Here is an 18,439-nt window from a genome sequence, read left to right as displayed (position 1 = left end):
GAGAACCATGCCCGCCGGTAAACCGCGACCGATGTCCATGGCTGAAAACGACTGGCTTGCCAGAGCTGTACTGACCCTGGCGGCAGACGGCCCCGATGCCTTCATGATTGCCTGCCTGCTGGGCTCGGACCAGGCTGCCGACCTGTGCCGAAATCTGATCGAGTTGGGAGCGCCGAATCAGTCGGAGAGCGGCAGTCCCCATGATGCTGCTCGTGTCAGTCTGGACGAACGCTTTCTTAAAGGGGCGGTTCGATGGGGACGGCAAACGAGCCCTGAGGACCTCACCCGGTTCCACAAAATCAGCAATTCCTGGCGAAAACGCCTGGCGCCCTTGCTGGCCATGGACACCGACCAGGTACGAACCATGATGACAGGTGGGGGCCAATTCTGGGTGATGACCCCAGATGACCCCTGCTGGCCAGGCCAGGTGGATGACCTGGCACGCCGCTCCGACTGGGCCCCTCCCCTCTGCCTGTGGGGACGAGGCAATCCTAAAACATTGATCTGCTGTGACCACCCCCTGGCCGTGGTCGGGTCCAGAGCCTGCGACGAGTATGGACGGTCCATCGCCCATCAGATCGCCAGACAGGCCGCCGGCCAAGGCCACCTGGTCGTCTCCGGCGGAGCCATGGGCACGGACGCCGCGGCCCACTGGGGAGCCCTGGCCGCCGGCGGCGGACGCACGGTGGCCGTTTTTGCCGGAGGCTTGTTGCATATGGGTCCCAAACGCAACAGCCGTCTGTTCGAGAACATTGAGGCAGATGGCGGCGCGCTGATCAGCGAGCTGCCGCCTGGCACCATCCCCGAGGCGCGTCGGTTCCTTCTGCGCAACAGGATCATCGCCGCCCTGGCCTCCGACATCGTTGTAGCACAGGCTCGTCACCGATCCGGTGCGCTGAACACCGCCAATTGGGGTGTGGAATTGGGCCGTCGCGTACTGGCTGCCCCAGGCAGAATCGACCAGCCGGAAAACAACGGCTGCAACCGGCTTATCCATGAAGGCAAGGCGGAGCTGCTCCTGTCGGCCTCCGACGTCCAAGACATCTGCCATCCCGCCCATGCACCTATCCACCCTGACGAGTCTGTTCAACAAGGAGCCGGAGTTTCAGCCAAAACCACCGAAGATCATGAGCATCAAGCAAGTAGACAACCCACGCAGCGCACACCGCCGCTTGACTGTGATTATCCGATCCAAACCACTCACGGCAATCAGCCGCTCCCAATCACACTCAAACAATCCGGCACTAATGGAGGTAGGCTTCCGACCCACTCTCAGCACAAAGAGCATCCTCCAACCCCGCCATCGAATCCAGGTAGGGACTGTGAATGTGAAAAAACTGACGACTTGCCTTTAACCAAGGAAGAGGCAACCGTGCTGGCGGCTATCCGTACCTGCCAGCGCTGGGGCGGTCCGCCCATGATGGGACAGCTTCGCGCTGAGCTGGCCAATCAGGGACATGAGCTCTCAGTCAGGCATCTGATGCAGCTGCTGGGTTCCCTGGAGATTTGTGGTCTGATCAGCCTGCAGAATGGATGCGTGGCAGCTGAAGACCAGAAGAATCAAGCCTTCCAGCGACAGCGATCCAAATCCACCACCCAGCCGTCCGCACCAGCCGATTCATCGCTGCGGGGAGGAACAAAATGAACGCCTTCATCCTCCAGCAGCTGACGCTGACGTTCAGGCCCGCCAAAAGCGAATCCAGGTGCCAGAGAACCATCGCGGAAGACCACGCGATGACAGGGAATCACCCCAGGTTCAGGATTGTCATGAAGCGCATAACCCACGAACCTGGCGTTGCGCGGATGGCCAGTCAGAGAGGCGACCTGACCGTAGGTGGCCACCTTGCCGCGAGGGATCCGCCTGACGACCTGATACACCTGCTGGGAGAAGGAAAGTTCGGTCATAAGACCCATTCTGCCCGCGCAAGCAGACATGGGCTGGAGGAGCCGCCGCTATCAATAGGTCGTGACAGTATCAATGGTATGAATCCGCAGAAGGTCAGAAACCGCTATGATGCCGTCATCGTCGGAGCCGGAGCCGCCGGGTTGTCGACGGCTCTGGGACTCTACAGAGCTTTAGAGGGCAAACAGAGCGAAAACAGCTCGTCACCAAAGGTCCTGGTCGTCTCCAAGCTGCAGCCCCTGCGATCCCACACCGGCTCAGCAGAGGGCGGCATTGCGGCCAGTCTGGGCAACCAGGAGAAGGACGACTGGCATTGGCACTACTACGACACCATCAAGGGCAGCGACTGGCTGGCTGACCAGGATGCCGTGCGGATTCTGGCCGAGCAGGCCCCGGGCATCGTCATCGAGCTGGAGCATGACGGGGTGGCCTTCTCAAGAACCGAAGACGGGCACATCGCCCAGCGGAAGTTCGGCGGCCATACCGCCGATTATGGCGGCCATCCAGTCCGAAGAGCAGCCTATGCAGCCGACCGTATCGGCCACCAGATCCTGCACGCCCTTTGGCAGCAGTGCCTGCGTCAAGGAGTCGAGTTCGCCGAGGAATGGTATGTGACCGATCTGGTCGTGGATCCGCCCGCTGATGAGGAATCCGGCGGCCAGGCCCGAGGACTGATCGTTTTGGACACTCACGTCGGCAAGCTGCAGGCCATCCAAGCCGACAATATCGTCCTGTGCACGGGCGGGGCCGGCCGCCTCTTCCATACGACCTCCAACTCCTGGGATCTGACCGGCGATGGCATGGCGCTCGCCCTGCAGGCCGGCCTGCAGCTGGAGGATGTGGAGTTTATCCAATTCCATCCCACGGGCCTGGGCCACACGGGCATCCTGCTTTCAGAAGCCTCCCGCGCAGAAGGCGGCGTGCTCAGGAACAGTCAGGGACGGGCCTTCATGCAGGACTACGCGCCGGGACACGGCGACCTGGCCGCCAGGGATGTGGTCAGCCGTTCCATCATGGCCGAGATTGATGCAGGCCGGGGAGTGGCCGATCCATCGGACCCTGACGGACCTCATGATTGCGTCTGGCTGGATATGACCGGCATTGACAGCCAGCGCATGACCACCCTGCTCCCCCAGGTCACCGAGACCATCCATCGCTACGCACATCTGGATCCCTCTGTGGACATGGTTCCGGTCAAACCCACCGCCCACTACACCATGGGAGGCATTCCCATTACCGATCGTGGTCGCGTCTACCGCTGGCAGAATGGCCACCGTCGAATCGTCAACGGACTGTTCGCCGCCGGGGAATGCTCCTGTGTCAGCGTTCACGGGGCCAACCGGCTGGGCGGCAATTCCCTGCTGGACGCCTGCCTCTTTGGCACCCGGACTGGGCAGACCATCGCCGCCGCCATGTCCAATGCCGACGAGCCAAACGACATGACCGACACGTCTCCGCTCGCACCAGCCCTGCAAAGGCGTCAGGCCTTCATGGACGTGTTGCTGGCTGGCGCAAGCAAGGCCGAGCCCACGGAACCAGCATTGGCCGACAACCAAAACGAAGAAGCCAACACCGGTGTCGATGCCGACCTGAACAACCCTTATGCGCTGATGAGTCGACTGGGACGGCTGATGGAGGAGGCCGTTGCCGTCCGATGCGATCAAAGCAGCATTGAAAAGGGTTTGCAAGGATTAAATCAACTGGATGCCGATGCCAGACAGCTGCATGCGCACAGTGACACAGCAGTGCTCAACCAGGAGGTGACCGCCATCATGGAGGTGGACAACCTGCTGACCCTGGCCCGGGCCGTCCTGAACGCCAGCCTGCAGCGTCGGGAGTCCCGCGGTGCCCTGTACCGGAGTGATTATCCGCAGCGCGATGACGAACACTACCTGGCTCACACCATGATCGATGCCGAGGAAAACGTCTCCTGGCAGCCCGTTCATATCGTCGACATGCCTCCCAAGGGTCGCAACTACTGATGGACCCTGATTATGGGGAATCTGGGCCCAATCTGTTCAGTCAGGCACCTGTTCAGCACCTTCCCAGGTCAGTCAGGGATTAGGATGGAATTCGCGCATATCAGTGGGCATCGGACCGTTTCACGAACAAGGACAGGAGCAACCGTGACATCACAGTCCACGGAATCAGAAGGATCCAAGGATTCCTCACCGGACCGCGATCCTCGTCCAGTGACCTTTAGAATAGCCCGGTTTACCCCACGACCTCAATCAGAGCGGTCGGCACGAACCAACCCATTCTCCAAAAGCAATCCTTTCGCCACGACAGGCAACCGACGGGCTCGAGGTCGCCGTTGGACGCAGGAGTACACAATCCGGATTGCTCCACAGTGCACTGTTCTGGATGCCCTTCTGCAGATCAAGCGGAGGGTGGATCCGACACTGAACTTCCGGTACTCCTGTGGACATGGCATGTGCGGATCGGATGCCGTGCTCATCAACGGCCGTCCGGATCTGCTCTGCACAGCCACCATCGCCGACTACCTGTCTGCGTCCAAATCCATACCAAACGCATTTGCCTCACCCGGTGTAGCTGCTGGAAATCCACAGGTCCAACAGCCTCCAGCTTTCCGTCGTACCGGTGCGGCGGCCACAGCAACGACCGTGCCCCAACCGACACCGCATTCGGATTCGGTCTCAGACTCTACGGCCACAGATCTTGCAGGAACCCCAGTGCCTGCAGACCCTACAGAAGCTAGACGCCTTACAGCAGACACCCCACATCCCCCAGAAACATCGGGTCATGCAGAATCTTTCATAATAGAGATTCGCCCGCTTCCCGGCTTCACCCCGCTCAGGGACCTGATAGTGGACACCAATGCCATGTTCGAGCAGATTCGGCGCTTCAAGCCTTATCTGCTCCATGATGACTCCTCTGCCGATAGCGGCCAAGCGAACCGGACGAAAGCAGCCAGCACAGAACCAGTGTCAGAATACAAGCAAACGCCGGAAGAGCTGGCCCGGTATGAACTGCTCAGCACCTGTATCGCCTGCGGGCTCTGCCAGGGCGCCTGTCCTATTTATGCGGGCGGTGAGGCCTTTGCCGGTCCGGCGGCCATGATCGCAGCGGCTCGATTCATCAACGATTCCCGCGACGGCCATCGTCAGGAACGTCTTGAGACCATTGACCAGGTGGACGGGATCCAGGCATGCCAGTCCATACGGGCCTGCACCCGACCCTGCCCCAGAGGCATCGACGTGGGTGAAGAGATGTGGAAGCTTGTCGAAGCCGTCAAGGAGTAGTCAGACTCCTGCGCACACACAGGGCACTAGGAGCTGACGACAGGCTTGTGCCCTCTGGTCGTTACCATGGTTAGCATGGACAAAACCTCGTACAACAACATCGCCAGAGGATGGGAATTCGCCGAGGCAAGCGCTCTGAACGTCGAATCCGACAAGTTGCAGGCCTTGCGAGACAAGGCTTCGGAGGCCGGATTCGCCCAGTGTTCCCGGTCTCAAGGCGCCTTTCTGCAGTTTTTGGCAGGCCGAAACGCTCCGGCATCCATCATCCTGGTCGGCAACGGCTCCGTGGTTGAAGCTCTGCGCCTGATGACGGGCCTACACGGCCATGGCCAGTTCACCGCCGTTGACTCCACAGCCCAAGGCACCTCTCTGGTCAAAAAAATATTCGCTGGTATGGAAAAAGCCCACCCAGGCATGAGGCTGCGGGCGGTCAATGCCGCTGCCAGAACCTACTTCCCCAGGCTCAACCCCAGCGACTACGACCTTATCGTCGTCTCGGGCAATGGGGAAAACTACCAACAGGTCATGGACCAGGCTCCACGCCTGCTCAAGGACAGGGGACAGCTGATCTTTACCGATGCCTTCGATCTGCTGGACGAGCCTGACAAGGGCGGCGTGCTCAACCCGGCCAATAGATCCGAGAAAACGACCACCTTACGCACCATCATGGAAGACATAAGCAAAGACAATGCCTGGGAATCCTGCCTGCTGCCCATCGGCACGGGCATGATCATGGCCACCCGCGCCCGCTGACTGCCGCTCGCCTAATTTTCAGGCACGGTGACGCAGGATAGCCTGGACAGCCTCATCAGGATCATCAGTGCGGATGACCAGATCGGGGTCCAGATCAGAGATCATGCCCCGCTGCCTCACCGTGTCTGAGATCCAATCGAAGAGCCCCTGCCAGTAGGCCCTGTCGAAGAGGACGATGGGCATGCTGGGCGCCTTATGGGTTTGGACCAGGGTCAGCACCTCGAACATCTCATCCAGGGTGCCGAACCCACCAGGGCAGACGATGATGCCCGAGGAGTATTTCATGAACATCATCTTGCGCACGAAGAAGTAGCGGAAGGTGATGCCCAGATTCACCCAGCGGTTCAGTCCCTGCTCCATGGGCAATTCGATGCCCAGGCCGACGGACTTGCCACCGACCTCAGCGGCGCCCTTGTTGGCCGCCTCCATGATGCCAGGCCCTCCCCCGGTGATGACTGCCATACCGGCCTTGGCCAAGTCGCCGCCCATCTTGCGAGCAGCAGAATAGGTGGGATCATCCCTGCCGGTCCGGGCTGATCCAAAGATCGCTGCCGCCGGACCCAGCTCCGCCAGCGCACCGAACCCGTCGACGAACTCGGCCTGGATGCGCAGCACCCGCCAGGGATCCATATGCAGCCAGTCCGTGTCACCGCCCGACGAGAGCAACCCAGCATTGGCATCCGCCTCGGGAATCATGGGCCCGCGCATGATGACCGGACCGCTGTGGTAGGTCCGGCCCAGGTCCGGGCCTTCGTCGTCATTGTGATTGTCAACTATATCCGCCATGTACGCATTCCTTCATCGGGCCCCGATCAGAAGGACCCGCTCGATCCTGTTCCGGCTCTCATGATAGCGGCCCCCGCCGCCTGGCTGATGGCAAGGCCAGATTCATATCTGAAGAAATCGCCCCAAGCGATGAGTGTAGCGTGGACGACTCGAATCAGATCAACGGAGTATGGTGTTGCAGTCTCAGACATGGACAAATAACTAAGAGAAAAACCTAGTTCGGCCCTCTAACCGTCTTATGGCTGGCGGCATAGATAACTTACGACTCACTTTGACAGTTCAACTGTTATACATGCTTAATAAAGGAACATGACCAGGCCCAATAAGAACAGGACAAAAACTAGACCAACATCCCTGAACGAAAGCAGATTGGGCAATGCTGATGCGCCTACTATGACAAGGATCTGTACGGTCGCCAAATGTGAGTCTTATTGTTTCACCAGGTGCTCATATGGCAAGCCAAACGGCGAATGCCAGGCATGCTACGCCCAATATGCACAGCGCAAACCAGCGCTTGTCATTCTTGCCCGAACGACTCCCAGAATTAGAAGCACCAGCCCGAGAAAAGCCTCGAATACCATAATCCGGAAACCCATATTCTAGGCCTTTCGTTGAAGTTTGATGATTCGATCATGTTGGTCAGCCAGTGAGGCATCATGGGTAACGGTGACGATTGTGGATCCTGAATCGTGGTTCAGGGCAAAGAGCAGGGCGATGATCCTCGACCGGTTCTCTGAATCGAGTGAGGCAGTGGGCTCATCCGCAAGAACAACCTCGGGGTTCATAATGACGGCTCGTGCGAAGACTGCTCTTGATTTTTCCCCTCCGGAGCATTCAAGCGGTTTTTTGCTCAGTATCGACCCGATACCTAAAGAGTCCACCACCTGGTTGAACCTTCGAGAATCCCCCTTGCGCGGTTTCCGCGCGTAAAGCAGGGGCAGCTTGATGTTGTCCTCTATGCTCAAGGAGCTGATAAGTGCTGATTCCTGCAGGACGAATCCGATTTTCTCATTCCTCCATGCGGCCGATTCGAGGTCGGAAAGCGTGCGCGCGGATCTGCCCAGCAGCCTGTAAGAGCCTTCATAGCGCGTATCGAGCAGACCGAGGATGTTCAGCAATGTGCTCTTGCCAACGCCAGACTCTCCAACGATTGCGACCTTCTCGCCCTCGGTGACTGTCAGCGAGAAATGTTCAAGAAGAGTGACTGAAGATGAGCCCTTCCTGTATGTTTTATGATCCAGGTTGAGATCGATGACCTTGTCCATTATTGCAGCACCCCCAATGAGATAGGAACACGCCTGAGCCTCCAAGTGATCAATTGAGCGAGCATAGCAACCAGAAGAAAATCGAACAGCGACGCGACAAGTAAGGCCAGCCAGTCCATCCTGATCATTCCCCACAAGCCATAGGTCATTAAGAATGCATCCTTCTTTCGCCAGTAGCTATGCCGCGAATAAGCTGCCATAGCGAAAACGGCAAGCAATGCAATTAAGGAAAGGCCCGCATAATATGCGTAGAAAAGCCGACGAAGCCTGCCATAGCTCAGCCCCACCATGAGGTTGATCGTGAAATCACGCATCATTACCCGCACACTGATCAGTGCACTCCAGACAGACAGCAAAACGATGAGAATAAGCAGTACACCGGAAGCCACGGTCAGAAAACGCAAAGAAGAGAACAAATATTCGTTGTAATAGTCTATGTTGTCCTGATAACTGTAAAGGTTGAACTTGACCCCAATCGTCTTGTCGATGTAATCGCCCAATTCGGACACGTCCGCACGATCGGTATCAGATAGAACGAGATCGTTGAGCGCGTTGATATTAAAACTGACATCAGCCTGTTTGATGAAAGCCGTGGTGACGGGCACAACTACTGAAAAGTTATAGTACTTCTTCGAATTAAGCGCGTAGAAGTTTGAACGCACCGAGTTCTCGGCGATGACACCGACGACCTTCACCCTTACTTCTCGCAGCAGGGCAGGGTCATGCATCTTGAATTGCGTGCCAAGCGGATAGTCGTCGGCCAGTCCCTCGCCCACCAACACGGGAATGGCATCGTTCCGCACCAGGCTGTAATCAAACGTCAACCCGCTTCCTTGAGCAATGGGAAACCCATCCAGGTCGTTATATCGCTGATTCATATAACTCACTGGAACCTTAACCCCGCAACCATTAGCCAGATTGGTCATCATTCCGTCCGTATAGAGCGCGTAGTGATATCGGCTGTCCAGACGATCGTAGACTTTCTGAATCGATGCTTTTGAGATGTCCTTGTTACCAAAATCTGAATTCGGATCCAGGTTCGCTACGAATGTTCCCTCCTTGTCAAAATGCGCCATTTGCTGGTATCCCTCACGCGTGGACAAAACACTATGAGCTGTCAGGAATGCCATGTAGTTGGCCATCAAGAACAAGACCAGCGCACCTATGGCAAAGATTGGTTTCCTGAGAAATACACGAGTCAGAAAGAAGCGGAAAACCTTCATCTTGCCCCCAAGAACGCAGCGCTCAACAGTACGTATGCGGCCAGGGCCAAGAGCACATAGAAGCTATCAACTATCTCGAAACCCAACAGCAGATGGACCACAGTCGAAAGCAAGAAAGAAATGCCGAGCAATATCAGGCATTCGACAAGATACCGGAGTTTTATCTGCCTCAACGTATCTCCCACCAGTACCCGGCATCTGACCTCAGTTCTGGCTTTTGTCACCAATTGATAAAGAAACACCAACACAAACGCAGAAAACCCCAGCACGAAAGCGCGCCGTTTTTCGATCATGAATTTGATGTAACTCATCAACACTTCCGAATCATCCGCCTGGTGTTTCAAATACACGAAAAACCCAGCCAATAGAAAGCAGCCCAAATACAGAAAGACCAACTCCAGGCGATTGTTGAGCCTCAGTATCGATCTATCCATAAAGCGTCTCACCGTGCCACCTTTCGCAGACGCCACCAGGCTAATTTCGACATGTCCGAGCTGCTTGATTATCCAGTGATACTTACCTTTGATGATACTGATCAAATTTCATGACTTGTTTCGAGCGGCAGAAGAGGCTCAATCAAATCCAATTCTCTCTGTAAAGCCACCTCCTTGTGAAGCATGTAAGTTTACACTAAAACTTATAAATTAAAACTTTATACTACGCGTTGATAAAAGTCAGCAATATAAATGCAAACAGTTCAAGCTTACTCGGAACAGTCTTAGGAACAATCAATTTTGGAATTAAATCTCGAATTCAGCCACTCGTTCCTCAGTTTGTTCGGAAATATTCTGACTGCCTATGATTTAGTGCTGCCCTTCTCTGCCGTTTGGCGATACCAAGAGTCGGTCCAAGCCCTCTCTACAAGGACCAGTCTGCGCTCTCTGCCTGCAAACGAACCATCCGCGCAAATTCACCATCTGCGGCCATGAGCTCCTGCGGGGAACCTTGCTCGACCACGCGCCCATGGCCCAGAACCACAATCTTGTCAGCCTGCTCGACAGTGCGCATCCGGTGGGCGATGACCATGACGGTCTTCCCCACCAGCAGTTGTGACAGGGCTTCCTGCACCTGCGTCTCGTTCTCCACATCCAGTGAGGCGGTGGCCTCGTCTAGCAAAACGATCGGGGCGTCCTTGAGAATGGCTCTGGCAATGGAGATTCGCTGCCGTTCACCTCCGGAAAGTCTGGAGCCATTTTCACCAATCATCGTCTGGTACCCCTGTGGCAGGCGCGATACAAACTGGTCGCAGTTGGCGGCCCTGGCCGCAGCCAACACCTCCTCGTCACTGGCACCGCACCGCCCCATCCGAATATTGCCCATGACCGTGTCGTCAAAGAGCATCACGTCCTGGAAGACCACGGCATAGTCCCGCAGGAGAACCTCCGGATCCACTTGGCTCACATCAACCCCTCCCACGGTGATGGAACCTGTTGCGGCATCCCAGAAGCGAGCCGCCAATCGAGCGCAGGTCGATTTCCCGGACCCCGAGGGGCCCACCAGGGCCGTAATCTCCCCCTCCTTGGCAGTGAAACCAACATCTTCAAGAACCGGCTCACCTGCCGCCTTACCAGCAAGGCCGGGATAGGAGAAGGCAACGTGGTCGAAGACGATATCGTGCCCATCGGGATGAAATTCCGTACTCCCCTCGGCTACAGGTTCCTCATTGATGGAGCGAATCCGCCGGGCCGAGCCCTGGGATTGGAAGAGTTCCGAAACCAGCATCAGCGCCTGATCAAAGGGCGAGTAAATCCGTGAGACCATCAGGAGGAAGAGGAACATGACCATGAAGTCGATCCTGCCCTGGATGATCAATCCGGCAGCCACCAGGAAGGTCGTTGCCACACCCAACCTCAAAACCACCATGGCGGAGTTCAATATAAGGCCATTGGTCATCTCGGTTCGGACCGTAGTGGCTTCGGTGTCATCGATGGTCGAGGAGAGCCTCTCCAGATACCTCTCTTCCTGGTTGGTGGCGTGAATCTCCCGAACGCAGTCAAGCGCCTCCTGAATGCCGTCACTGACCCGAATCTGGGCCTGCCTCGTACGCCGTGACGAAGCTTCAACGAATCGTCGAGTGGCAAAGATGATAGTGAAAGCCACCGGTACGCTCCAGAATGCAGCCAGATCAAGTGCCCAATTGATGGGCAGAAGCGACAGGAATATCAGGACGGATGAAACGACTGCGCCATAGAGCTGGCTCAGCGCATGGGCGTAGGCATGTTCCATGGTGGCCACGTCACCCAGAATTGTATCGGTCAGATCAGCCAGGTCACGCCGCCCGAAAAATGAGAGCGGCAGTTTGCGGAGTCTCTCGGCCAGGTCGATCCGCTGGGTTCCGGTCTGGCTGAAGACCGCACCGTAGGAATAACTGTACTGAAACCAGGAGGTGCCGAAGAGAATAAGCACAAAGACCAGGAGACCAACCAGATAGGGCAGGACCTTCGGTAAAGACGCCCCTGCCGTCAGGTGCTCAACAAAAGCGTTCATGACCAGCAGGAGGGAGGTTGTTCCCGCCATGATGATCAGATTGGTCAGTGTGGTCCACAGCGTTCCCAAAACCACGATCTTCATGCCTCGGTCGGACAGGGCGTACTTCTTCTTGAATGAGGCGAACACTTATGCCTCACCTCCTTTCCTCTGGATGTCGGAATCACCGGTAGACGAGTCCGCAGCTAACGGTCCGGCACCGGAAGCGGCGTGCTCCTCGCCCGCAGTGGAGCCTGCTGGGTCTTGATCCGCTTTGCCGACAGCCTTTGAAGAATTGTCGACCTTCCAGGAGACCGCCCGTTCGTAATCAGACCAGATACGGGCATAGGTACCCTGTACGTCAAGAAGCTGGCGATGAGTGCCCTGCTCTACCAGGTGGCCCCCGTCCAATACCAGGATTCGATCGACATGAGCCACAGTCGATAGACGGTGGGCGATCATGAGAACGGTTCGCCGTCGGCCCCCTTCGCCGCGTGTCAATTTGGTCAGCGCCTTCTGTATCAAGAATTCATTCTCGGGATCGGCAAAAGCAGTCGCCTCATCCAGGACCACAATGGGAGACTCCTTGAGGATTGCCCTGGCCAGGGCCACACGCTGGACCTCTCCCCCGGAAAGGTAGGTTCCACCTGAGCCGAGCATGGTATCCAGCCCCTCGGGAAGCTTGTCAACGATGTCCATGCACTGAGCCGCTCTCAATGCCTCCATAACCTGCTCAGGAGCGGCGTCCGGTCTGGCTGCGCGAACGTTCTCCAGCAGGGTGGTCGAAAAGAGCCTGTTGGTCTGGAAGACAAAGGCGACCTGCCCCATCAGATCATGTGGATCGATGGATCTGACATCAATGCCACCCACAGCGACCCTACCCGAATCCACATCCCAAAAACGTGGCAACAGACTGGCACAGGTCGATTTGCCGCCTCCCGAGGGACCGACCAGAGCGACCATTCCACCCTCCGGCACCTTGAAGTCAATCCGATCCAATGCCGGGAGATCAGCACCTGGATAGGTATATGACGCATGTTCCAGGGAAGCATCTGCCGACTTCGGGCGTTCCGGTTCGTCAGCTACCGTCAGGGGATCAATACTGAGCACGCCGGTAATTCTGTTTAAGGCATCGTCGGCCTTGCTGAAGGACTCACTGGAGAACTGCAGACGGATCATGGCCGTGGGGACCATGCCCGAGAAGACGGCGTAGAAGGCGAAATCGGCCACAAAAGAGGTGAAGTCACTCTGCCCCGAAGCCAGCAGGATGGCCACAGGAATCAGGAAGATCACGGTCCCGTTCAGGGCCGTCATCTGAATGGTCTGGGGCAGGTGGCAGATTTGCATAGCATAGTTCCTGGCTATTCGGCTGTAATGCTCGATGGCCTCATGGAACGCCTTGAAGGAGTACACCGTCTGTTGGAAGACCTTGACGACCGGAATATCACGGACATATTCTGTCCCGGTCTTCGACATCCGCACCAGCGCATCCTGGTATTCCGTCATAAAGGACTGTCCCTGATCGTTCATCATCACGCGGATACAGACCAGGGCTATCAGAATGGGAAAAAGGCAGGCCAGGCCCATACGCCAGTCGAAGACCAGCATCAGTATCGGCATGCCTAGAATCATGGCGAAGGATCCAGCCGCGTCGGGGAGGATATGGGCGAGCAGATTCTCGGTATCGCCCGCCGAGCCATCAATGGTGCGACGCAGCTCGCCGGAGGCATGGAGGTCGAAATACCCCAAGGGAAGGCTCAGCAGGTGGCCTATGGCCGCTTTGCGCATGTTGGATGCGCTCCGGAAAGCCGCCAGATGCGTCATCAGCAGCCCTGCACAGTACAGAACGACGGAAGCCGCCGCAAACCCGAATCCCAGCCATCCATAAATGGCGATTTCCGTAGCCTGAGACCACCCCGGAGCAACGGCGATGAGGTCTTTTACCGCCAGCCATATGCAGATGTAGGGTCCAAGGCCAGCAATCGTGGAGAGGGCGGACAGACCACAGCCGAGATAGGAGAACACCTTACGAGGGCCGGCGAAATCAAGCAGCCGCCTGAGGGAACTACGCCCATGCGACCTCTCACGATTAGGCGCACCTCCCCCGCCCTGTGCTTTACCTTCTGCAGGATCCGGTTTGCTTCTCGAATCCGCCTGATCTGTGGTCATCTCTTTCCTCCAGGTTCATTCAAAACTCTTGTCGTTCGCTGCCATCGAACGTAATCTGAGAAGTCAATGCCCGGAAGACCGTCACAGAGCGCCGAATGAATCCGTAAAAGGTGCGAACGAAAACGAAAGTCCGCCGAGATTGCTGTGAAAGCCGGCAGGATGAAAGCAGGTGAGCCATGACAGACCACGCGATACGCTTCGAATCCCGCGAGATACAGACCCTGTATCGCCCCCAGGTGGAGCAACTCGGCATGGAACTCCATCACCGATCGGGAAGACTGGAAGGGCAGGTCGATGGCGATATCTGCCAGGGAAGATTCCAAGCCAATCCGGCAGGTCCTCATTGCCTGGTCATATGGCACGACATCACCTTCCTGCGCGAGATGGATTTCAGCGAGTACGCCATGACCGACTACGCCTGCCTGACCCTGGATGAAAGCCCGGCAGCCAACCCCGCTCCTTATGGGTTGCAGCCATGTACAAAGCAGGAGGGCAATATGGTCTCCCTGGTCCAGCAGGCAGGATCGGTCGCCAACCGCATACCGGCAGGCTCCCGCTCGCGAACTCGGAGCATCTGCATCCTGCCCGACTATTTCATGGAGTTGGAAAACCAATGGCCTGGCCAGGTCAAGGGACTCTTTGACGCCTTCCGCCAACCCTGGCCATCCGATATTGCCCTGGCCGCTTTAACCGCCATGTCAAAGTTGTCCCCCGGAAGGCCGGGCCAGACGGAGTTCCTCATCAAAGCACACATCGACCTCCTCATGGCAATGTTGGCCCAGGCTTCCTCTGCCCCTGAACAGAGCCACGAATCATCACACGACCGCGACCTGGTCCAGCAGGTCAAAGCCCACATCCGATCCCACTTGGGCGGCGACCTCTCCATTGATCGGATAGCCCAATCCCTGTATGTGGGACGCACACGTCTATGCCTGGCATTCAAGCGTGAGACCGGCACAAGTCTGGCCAGGTACATTAGAGAGCAAAGAATGGACCAGGCCCGCCTCCTTCTCTCGTCAACCACGGAAGACATTGCCCGGATTGGCAGGCGGCTCGGATACGTGCGTCCCAGTTCATTCAGCGCGGCTTTCACCAAAGAAACCGGGATCGCTCCAATCACTTGGCGCGAGCAGTGTAACCGCGCCGATTAGGCTCGCTGCAACCGATACATCCGCAGTATCGAGAGCCTTGCAGATGCTCACGAAACCTGTGGCCTGATAATCTTTGCACGTTTCGACACATGAGCCCATACAGGTAATTGGCCCCCTTAGCTCCCGACTTTAATATTAGACATGACAGGAAGGAGCGGGCTCCTTATGTCAACCAGGAAAGTCCCTCAGGCTTGACTGAATAACTTTAGTATCTCCATGTGAAAAAAGATTAACAAGATCACAGGGAAGATAGAGTAATATAACGATTCGGCAGCTCTGACTTATCAATAGATTAAGTGAACGCGATTTATATTTAGCTTGAGATATGAGCTAAAAATAGATAGCTCTGGCAGGTACATTTAAAGCATGCCAAAATACTTTAGACCAATAATGCATAAAATTGCCGTTACAGGAAGGCACAAAACCTAACTCTGGCTGGAATCATCAACAGGACATGTCTTCATACATACAGTGACTTACTGGAAATCAGAGCGGATTTTGTCCTAATTTCTTACTATACTTTATAGTTTTTTTGAACATATATATTATGCAAAAACCTCATAGGCCAATATAGAAAACTCGTATTAAAACTCAATATATCTATCGTTCAATCACATGAAAATGAGTATTTTAGACTATCAATATATGTAATAGCATTACTATGCAATAGCATTGCTGAATATTTCGATAGAAACGTTACAGTTCCAACAATGCGAGCAGCGTTTTAGCCAACGAGCAAGCAATAACTCTATTTGCCAATCATTCCGAATGCCGGTATATACAAAATTTAACGAGAAACACTATTTGATGAAAAGTGTTTATTATTTACATTTACACCTATAAACCTAATTTGACAGATACGGTGTTATTTCAATCATCTTTAATTACTTCAACACGTATCACAAACATAGTGAGGGCTTCTCCACACTGTCAATCAGGCGCCTTTATATCTAACAAATCTTTGGCAGTGGACAGTCCTTATACTTTCTATGCAGATAACTTGATGGGAATTAAACTTCAAGCTATTTTATTAAGTTTTTGCGTTAATTCTGTTACTTTATTCTAACCTCAACTGAAATTCTCGTGGCAGGAAAGTGTTGTGCATTATTTTTAACTCTTGTGTTTTTGTCCGAGTCTCGCAAATTCATCATTTACTTTTCTAAGCATGCTCAATTCTTTCTCAAGATATTCAATCACTTTGTAATTTAACCTGGTCATTTCCTCCATATTTGTCTTTGCTTCATGCAATTGCCGAGACCAGTCGTTGTCATATGAATTACCGTCTTCGCCTGAGCTCTTAGACTTATCTTTCATCTTTACCTCTTTCTATCTATCATTAAGCACAAGTTATTATCATCGGAATATATAACTTTTTTTATCATTAATTGATGATAATTACAATATATTCACAAAAGGGCTTTCAGGTAAAGTATTGACTATCTCATTACTTCCCGTCAAAATCATTCTCGACATACTTTTAAAGCCCTATTCTTTTGCTACGGAATTTGAGTTTGCCTATTTTCTTCATTAAAACGATCTTCTACTTAAGCACTGACGCGGCAGTCTATTTTGGTGAGTATCCAACATGAATATTTGCATGCAGCATTGGAATTATATATGTCTCTGAGAACCCCAAACAGAAAGCTTGTAATACCTAATTCGAAATTTCAATATTTACACTTAATCAGTCCTCATCTGATAGAAAGCTAGAGTAATTTAATCATTTTTTGAATACTCATCATCTTTTATGCAGCTATGCTATTGCATAGTCAAGTATAAATTGCTCCAAATATATTATATTCTTAATCCAATAGCACATAGGAGCGGACGACCAAATTTTTCAGCTCACTAAAAGAACATTGTAATGCAACACTCGGTTTACACGCCCTCGATACACCACCGTAATCAACTGATGAAAACCAGTCTTTAAATGCTCTGTATCATTGAATCCCTAAATTAGTTATGATATTCCCGAAATGCAAGCAAGCGCAGTTCGCGGCGGCCACAAACAAGAAATACGCATCCAATTTGCTGAGTGTGATAACACCCCATTTTCTATGGATATGGTTTTCTTTGTTACGTCTTACGAAACAACATTCTTTAAGAATTGTTTTGGATTACCGAGCCAACAGCATGTAAATAAGTATGGCTTATTGCGGATCCTATGATATTTTCTGGGCTTAACTTGTATGCCAAATCTCGTATTGATCGTAGTTGGTGAACAATTTGTGAATTTGTAGGCAAAATCTCATATAGCCTGAGGTTCTCTGGAATAACCATTAACTTCGTCGACCAGGGCATCTGAGCATGTCTGCTGCGCGCCGAGAGGTCGTGATCTTTGCGGAAGCACTTGCGCCACAAGTCCGTATTGTGGGCACCTCTCTATTCTATCAGGTCTGTGTGTGGTCACAGAAATGGACATATATGGTTCAGGAGCGCGGCAATCCTCCCATGCAACACTTATCACCATTAACGGCGGGCCCTCATCGGCTACCCAAGTAAGAAAAGGTGCTTTAGTAGCAAAGAAAATCAAATTAGCAATAAGGTGCCAAGAAATTGCACCAATCTAAAAACGGCGAATGAGAACAAGGACGGAAATGGCAGATAACGATTTAGGGCTCATGGACAACCTTAAGCGAACTCATCCTATGAGCAGATGCGGCGCTACGCTGAAACCTTGAATGTTATCCATCGCTCGCGCACCTCTGCTAGAAAGCATGCCAATTTCTAAGATTAGAATATTAGAACCAATTTCATCAGAAAAACTCAACTACTATCTGATCCTGCTCACTTGTCCACAAGCAACACATAGCTATATATAACAATATGCTAAGCCAGCACACTGAACACCAGACGTTATGTGAAACGAGTTGAACGCATCAACCTCATTGCGAAGGTCATGTAAGAAAGTGGTCTCGACCAGATCACGATTGGCCTCTATACTAGTTACTCGCAGAGTTGCCTGCTTAAACACATACTTATGTGCCTTAGGTGCCTTCACAGTTACCTCTCAAATGCCTTGCGAATCATTTTTACTTGCTTTTCGGCCGCCAATTGCAATGCCCATTCAGCTACAGGTTCAGTTTAGCCACTAATTTAGCTGTTTCTTCGGCTACCTCTATAGTTTTGGACTTAATTATTTACTAAGTTATAAATTTAGCTGTTTTTTAACTTATATAAACTACTGGTGTAGATATTAAAAAGTTCGAGTAGTACCATTTGCGGCATAAAAGGTAGCCTCAAAGCCAACGCGAAGAAGATGCCCTCACATCAAAGATTAGTCTATCTTACAACAAAATTACATCCTTATTCTTCCCAAACCACAGGGGGGGGGGGGGGGGGGGGGAAAATTAAAAAAAACAAAAAAAACCCCAAAAAAAAAAAAAAAAAAAAAAAAAATAATTTTTGAAAACCAACCAAACGCGACTGTGCAATACCCCCTTAAAATTTAGGGAATTTT

13 protein-coding genes are annotated in these 18,439 nt (G+C 53.5%); 5 read left to right on the top strand and 8 right to left on the bottom strand.

What is annotated here, in order from left to right; translation table 11 throughout:
- Positions 1-31: 31 nt before the first annotated feature.
- Entirely contained in the window at positions 32-1,645 is a 1,614-nt protein-coding gene (locus tag H3U90_RS06850; protein ID WP_198177655.1) for a DNA-processing protein DprA, read from the top strand.
- On the opposite strand, the gene H3U90_RS06845 is transcribed toward H3U90_RS06850, so the two are convergent.
- Complete coding sequence (locus H3U90_RS06845; RefSeq protein ID WP_082067705.1) at positions 1,561-1,905, bottom strand: MGMT family protein; 345 nt, start codon at positions 1,903-1,905, stop codon at positions 1,561-1,563. The two genes, H3U90_RS06850 and H3U90_RS06845, sit on opposite strands and share 85 nt — an antisense overlap.
- 78 nt (positions 1,906-1,983) lie before the next feature.
- Between H3U90_RS06845 and H3U90_RS06840 the strand changes: the two genes are divergently transcribed.
- From H3U90_RS06840 to H3U90_RS06830, 3 genes are all read left to right on the top strand, one after another.
- Complete coding sequence (locus tag H3U90_RS06840) at positions 1,984-3,885, top strand: FAD-dependent oxidoreductase (RefSeq protein WP_198177654.1); 1,902 nt, start codon at positions 1,984-1,986, stop codon at positions 3,883-3,885.
- A 12-nt stretch (positions 3,886-3,897) separates the two neighbouring features.
- Entirely contained in the window at positions 3,898-5,166 is a 1,269-nt protein-coding gene (locus tag H3U90_RS08495) for a succinate dehydrogenase/fumarate reductase iron-sulfur subunit (protein ID WP_415873746.1), read from the top strand.
- 75 nt (positions 5,167-5,241) lie between these two features.
- A complete protein-coding gene (locus H3U90_RS06830; protein ID WP_198177652.1) occupies positions 5,242-5,919 on the top strand; it encodes an O-methyltransferase in 678 nt (225 codons plus the stop codon).
- Positions 5,920-5,937: 18 nt separating this feature from the next.
- On the opposite strand, the gene H3U90_RS06825 is transcribed toward H3U90_RS06830, so the two are convergent.
- From H3U90_RS06825 to H3U90_RS06800, 6 genes are all read right to left on the bottom strand, one after another.
- A complete protein-coding gene (locus H3U90_RS06825) occupies positions 5,938-6,705 on the bottom strand; it encodes a TIGR00730 family Rossman fold protein (protein WP_198177651.1) in 768 nt (255 codons plus the stop codon).
- Positions 6,706-7,304: 599 nt separating this feature from the next.
- A complete protein-coding gene (locus H3U90_RS06820) occupies positions 7,305-8,015 on the bottom strand; it encodes an ABC transporter ATP-binding protein (RefSeq protein WP_198177650.1) in 711 nt (236 codons plus the stop codon).
- Positions 7,970-9,193, bottom strand: coding sequence for an ABC transporter permease (locus H3U90_RS06815; protein ID WP_198177649.1), 1,224 nt, complete (start codon positions 9,191-9,193; stop codon positions 7,970-7,972). The genes H3U90_RS06820 and H3U90_RS06815 overlap by 46 nt, the downstream gene beginning before the upstream one ends.
- Positions 9,190-9,732, bottom strand: a complete 543-nt coding sequence (locus tag H3U90_RS06810) for a hypothetical protein (RefSeq protein ID WP_110425392.1) — start codon at positions 9,730-9,732, stop codon at positions 9,190-9,192. The genes H3U90_RS06815 and H3U90_RS06810 overlap by 4 nt, the downstream gene beginning before the upstream one ends.
- Before the next feature lie 319 nt (positions 9,733-10,051).
- Positions 10,052-11,809 (bottom strand): ABC transporter ATP-binding protein, encoded by a 1,758-nt coding sequence (locus H3U90_RS06805; RefSeq protein WP_198177648.1) that lies wholly within the window; start codon positions 11,807-11,809, stop codon positions 10,052-10,054.
- A complete protein-coding gene (locus H3U90_RS06800; RefSeq protein WP_198177647.1) occupies positions 11,810-13,828 on the bottom strand; it encodes an ABC transporter ATP-binding protein in 2,019 nt (672 codons plus the stop codon).
- A 176-nt stretch (positions 13,829-14,004) separates the two neighbouring features.
- Here H3U90_RS06800 and H3U90_RS06795 point away from each other — a divergent pair, with 176 nt between their 5' ends.
- The gene (locus H3U90_RS06795) at positions 14,005-14,979 is read left to right on the top strand and encodes a helix-turn-helix domain-containing protein (RefSeq protein WP_198177646.1); all 975 of its coding nucleotides are present in this window, start codon (positions 14,005-14,007) and stop codon (positions 14,977-14,979) included.
- Between the two features lie 1,110 nt (positions 14,980-16,089).
- Here H3U90_RS06795 and H3U90_RS06790 read toward each other — a convergent pair.
- Positions 16,090-16,293 carry a hypothetical protein gene (locus tag H3U90_RS06790; protein ID WP_198177645.1) on the bottom strand — a complete coding sequence of 68 codons (204 nt, stop codon included), beginning with the start codon at positions 16,291-16,293 and terminating at the stop codon, positions 16,090-16,092.
- Between the last annotated feature and the right edge of the window lie 2,146 nt (positions 16,294-18,439).

The organism is Bifidobacterium sp. W8103, assembly GCF_016100775.1.
GTDB lineage: Bacteria > Actinomycetota > Actinomycetes > Actinomycetales > Bifidobacteriaceae > Bombiscardovia > Bombiscardovia choladohabitans.
Note: the sequence above shows the minus strand (reverse complement) of the source record. Positions and strands in the feature narration are given on the sequence as shown.